The organism is Shewanella sp. SP1S2-4, assembly GCF_031932075.1.
Lineage (GTDB): Bacteria > Pseudomonadota > Gammaproteobacteria > Enterobacterales > Shewanellaceae > Shewanella > Shewanella baltica.
Window position 1 is genome coordinate 1 of record NZ_JAUOET010000052.1, and the last position, 4414, is coordinate 4414.

The window sequence follows — 4414 nt, forward strand, 5'->3', positions numbered from 1 at the left end:
TCTCATTGAGATGTAACGAAGCCAGCTGAATAAGCTGGCTTTTTTGCGTCTGCAATTTGTGAAATTCAGCGTGATTTTTCGCTTAAATACCCACTCCACGATGACTATTTCATCAATACGTGTCCTCCGCGTTAGCTGCAATCCTCGCTTTTAGCAGTTACAATGTGTTTTTGTCGTCATTGATCAAACACATGTCTCTATCTCATAGCCTTAAATCGTTTAATTCCTTTGGTTTAGCCCAGTTTTGCGCCGATCTTGTTGAGGCGCACTCAAAAGAAGCTGTTCAGGCGATGTGTTTGCCACTATGGCAACAGCAATTGCCTATGTTGGTGCTTGGTGGCGGTAGCAATCTGGTCTTCACAGAGGACTTTAACGGTACAGTTGTCAGGATTTTATCGAAGGGGATAAAAGTCTCTGAAGACACAGAAGCGTTTTATCTCGAGATTGAGGCGGGTGAGAATTGGCACGAGTTAATTCAGTTTACGCTCGAGCATGGCATGTTTGGGTTGGAGAATATGGCGTTAATTCCTGGAACGGTTGGCGCAGCACCTATCCAGAATATTGGCGCTTATGGTGTTGAACTCTGTGATGTATGTGATTGGGTTGAGTATCTTGATTTACCCTCAGGTGAGTTTGTGCGTATAAGCACAGCTGAGTGTCAATTTGCTTACCGTGAATCCATTTTCAAAGACAAATTACGTAATCTTGCCGTAGTCACTGCTGTCGGACTGCGCTTAGTTAAACGGTGGCAACCGCGTTTGGCCTATGGCCCATTGCAATCGTTTGATCCCGCAACCGTTACAGCCCGTGAGATTTTTGAGCGCGTATGCCAAGTGCGCAGTGAAAAGCTCCCTGATCCAGCAGTGCTCGGCAATGCAGGCAGTTTCTTTAAAAATCCTATTGTTAGCGCGGCCTGTTATCTAGATTTAGCACAGCGTTTTCCGACAATAGTGGGTTACGCACAAGCGGATGCGACGGTAAAATTGGCTGCAGGTTGGTTGATTGAGCAAGCGGGGCTGAAAGGTTTTATGCTTGGTAATGCTGCTGTGCATGACAAACAAGCTTTGGTATTAGTGAATCGAGGCGGGGCAACGGGGCGTGATATTTGTCGCTTAGCACTGCATGTTATTGCGCAAGTACAGGATAAATTTGGTGTTGTGCTAGAAGCGGAACCTAGAATCATGGGCGCTAACGGTGAAGGAGATTTGTATGTCTGATAATTGGGGAAGAAAGCGCCAGATATTAGCGTTATTGTCTAGCGGTCAATTTGTTTCAGGCGAGCAGTTAGCCACTGAGCTTGGGATTTCGCGCGCCGCTGTAAATAAGCACATTGATGCGTTAGAAACCTATGATGTGGCAATTTATAGCGTTAAAGGTCGCGGCTATAAGTTAGCCAATCCCATCTCTTTGATTGATGCTTCACGTTTAGTGCAGTCAATTGATAACCGTTGTTTTTATTTTGATGAGATCGCAAGTACAAACGGCTTTATGCTGAGCCATACCACTGAGCTAAAAAATGGCGATGTGTGCGTGGCAGAGTATCAATCTGCAGGTCGCGGTCGCCGAGGTCGCACTTGGGTGTCGCCCTATGGGCATCACTTGTACTTCTCATTGTTTTGGACATTCCCGCAGGGAATGGCACAGGCCATGGGTCTAAGTTTAGTAGTGGCGTGCACTCTAGTTGAAGTGCTTAAATCGTTTGGGGTCGAGAATATTGGGGTTAAGTGGCCGAATGATATCTATTTGGATAACAAGAAGCTTGCTGGGATCTTGATTGAAATGTCGGGACAGGCTGATAGTCAGTGTCAGCTGATCATTGGTGTTGGCGTTAATATGGCGATGTCAGAGGAGCAAGGAAAAGGTATCGATCAGCCTTGGAGTGACCTGTCAGATTTGGTTGATATGCCAGATAAGACTGCGCTTGTTATCGAATTACAGAAGCAACTGAAGCGCGATATCCAGCTATTTGAACTTGAAGGATTAGCTGCATTCAAGGCTCGTTGGCAAGCGGCAGACTTATTTTATGGCCGTGAAATACGTTTGCTTATGGGGGAAAAGTCTGTCGAAGGGATTTGTCGCGGCGTTGATGAGCAGGGTGCGGTATTGCTCGAAACCGCCGACGGTGTGCAAGCATTTATCGGCGGTGAAATTAGCTTAAGGGCACGCTAAGCACCCAAGAGGCTATTTTACAGAAGACTATTTGCGCATCAGTACGTGGGACATCAAATGATCCTGACCTTTCTGTAGGATCAAATGCGCCCTTTCACGGGTCGGTTGAATATTTAATTGCAGGTTGGGACCGTTAATTGTGTCCCAAATATTGGCGGCAATGGTATTGGCTTCATCGTCAGTTAGCGACGAATAGTGATGAAAATAGGATTTCTTGTCACTGAAGGCGCCAGAGCGGAATTGCAAGAAGCGTTCTTTATACCATTGTTTGAGTAACGGCTCTTCCGCATCGACATAAATAGAAAAGTCGACAAAATCGGAGACAAAAGGACGACGGGTATCGACGGGGGAGTCTAGCCCAGTCTGCAGTACATTCAAGCCTTCCAAAATTAAGATGTCGGGCTGAGAAACGGTTTGGTGCTGATTTTTCACACGGTCATAGGTGACGTGTGAATAGATAGGGGCTTTCACATGGGGTTGGCCAGATTTTACTGCGGAGATAAACTCAACCAGCATTTTCATATCGTAGCTTTCCGGAAATCCCTTACGCTGTAACAAGCCTTTACGCTTCAAGTCTGCCAGTGGATACAAAAAGCCATCCGTGGTCACCAGATCGACCTTAGGGTGCTCAGGCCAGTGCTGTAGTAAGGCTTGCAATATACGCGCTGTGGTACTTTTGCCGACGGCGACACTGCCAGCAATACTAATGATGTAAGGGCTTTTTGATGGCTTTTGGCCAAGGAACTCATCAACGACTAATCCACGTTGTTGCTTAGCTTTAACTATTAGATTGAGCAGCCGACTAAGGGGAAGATAAATATCTGTGACTTCAGATAAGGATATCTTCTCATTAATGCCTCTAAGGTTTTCCAAGTCTTGCTCGCTCAGCGTCAGCGGCACCGAATCTCGTAACTCAGACCATTGCAAGCGCTCAAAGGCGAGATAGAGTGCTTTTTGAATTGAATTTTTAGAAGTCATTGGCTTTCCTCAGCTTAGGAAAGGCACAGTACACTATGGAATTATTCGGAACAATACTAAATGGGTGATTGCAGCCGTGTTTCCGTTACCGTTTGATGTATTCGCTGTTTAATTGGTCGGCAAACTTGGATAGCGTGCAAAAAAACACCGTTCAAGCGCTTTTTTTACATAAATAGGTGTTTTTTACTTGCACTTGGGAGCGCATTTACCTAATATCCCGTTCCGAAATGATAATGCCGGCATAGCTCAGTTGGTAGAGCAACTGACTTGTAATCAGTAGGTCCCGAGTTCGACTCTTGGTGCCGGCACCATTTTCTGTGGAGGGGTTCCCGAGTGGCCAAAGGGATCAGACTGTAAATCTGACGGCTCAGCCTTCGAAGGTTCGAATCCTTCTCCCTCCACCACTTTTTCTAGGTAGTTAGGTAGCCTTAGTTAGGTTGCGCGGACATCGTATAATGGTATTACTCCAGCCTTCCAAGCTGATAACGCGGGTTCGATTCCCGCTGTCCGCTCCAAATTAGTTGCTGATATGGCTCAGTTGGTAGAGCACACCCTTGGTAAGGGTGAGGTCGGCAGTTCGAATCTGCCTATCAGCACCAGCCTCTCTAAATTTAGCTCCTACGCCTAAACATAATCGGTTCGATGTCATTTTAATGCATCGGATTTTTTCTATATGTTAGTTTTCATCACCAAGATTCTTGGACTGAGGCATTACCATGGCTAAAGCTAAATTTGAACGTATTAAGCCCCATGTAAACGTGGGCACCATTGGTCACGTTGACCATGGTAAAACCACACTGACTGCAGCTATCTCTCACGTACTGGCTAAGACCTACGGTGGCGAAGCTAAAGACTTCTCTCAAATCGATAATGCTCCAGAAGAGCGTGAGCGCGGTATTACCATCAATACCTCTCACATCGAATACGATACTCCAACTCGTCACTACGCACACGTAGACTGCCCAGGCCATGCTGACTATGTTAAAAACATGATCACTGGTGCTGCACAGATGGACGGCGCGATTTTAGTAGTAGCTTCAACAGACGGTCCAATGCCACAGACTCGTGAGCACATCCTGCTTTCTCGTCAGGTTGGCGTACCTTTCATCATCGTGTTCATGAACAAATGTGACATGGTAGATGACGAAGAGTTACTGGAATTGGTTGAAATGGAAGTGCGTGAACTTCTGTCAGAATACGATTTCCCAGGTGATGACTTACCAGTAATCCAAGGTTCAGCTCTGAAGGCCCTAGAAGGTCAACCAGA

The 4414-nt window shown here is 46.1% G+C and carries 4 protein-coding genes and 4 tRNA genes; 7 read left to right on the forward strand and 1 reads right to left on the reverse strand.

Going from position 1 to position 4414, the window contains the following annotated elements:
• Window positions 1-191: 191 nt before the first annotated feature.
• Window positions 192-1217 (forward strand): UDP-N-acetylmuramate dehydrogenase, encoded by a 1026-nt coding sequence (murB, locus tag Q4Q52_RS22065; RefSeq protein ID WP_311991689.1) that lies wholly within the window; start codon window positions 192-194, stop codon window positions 1215-1217.
• Window positions 1210-2169 (forward strand): bifunctional biotin--[acetyl-CoA-carboxylase] ligase/biotin operon repressor BirA, encoded by a 960-nt coding sequence (birA, locus tag Q4Q52_RS22070; RefSeq protein ID WP_311991690.1) that lies wholly within the window; start codon window positions 1210-1212, stop codon window positions 2167-2169. The genes murB and birA overlap by 8 nt, the downstream gene beginning before the upstream one ends.
• 27 nt (window positions 2170-2196) lie before the next feature.
• Here the strand turns inward: birA and coaA are convergent, their stop codons facing one another.
• Window positions 2197-3147 (reverse strand): type I pantothenate kinase, encoded by a 951-nt coding sequence (gene coaA / locus Q4Q52_RS22075; RefSeq protein WP_107949768.1) that lies wholly within the window; start codon window positions 3145-3147, stop codon window positions 2197-2199.
• Window positions 3148-3382: 235 nt separating this feature from the next.
• Here coaA and Q4Q52_RS22080 point away from each other — a divergent pair.
• The 5 genes from Q4Q52_RS22080 to Q4Q52_RS22100 all read left to right on the forward strand — a co-directional run.
• Window positions 3383-3458 (forward strand) — tRNA-Thr (locus tag Q4Q52_RS22080).
• Between the two features lie 8 nt (window positions 3459-3466).
• Window positions 3467-3551 (forward strand) — tRNA-Tyr (locus Q4Q52_RS22085).
• Window positions 3552-3588: 37 nt separating this feature from the next.
• A tRNA-Gly gene (locus tag Q4Q52_RS22090) sits at window positions 3589-3662 on the forward strand.
• Window positions 3663-3670: 8 nt separating this feature from the next.
• Window positions 3671-3746, forward strand: a tRNA-Thr gene (locus Q4Q52_RS22095).
• A 117-nt stretch (window positions 3747-3863) separates the two neighbouring features.
• Window positions 3864-4414, forward strand: a 551-nt coding sequence (locus Q4Q52_RS22100) for a GTP-binding protein (protein WP_311991691.1), incomplete at its 3' end; no start/stop codon positions are given.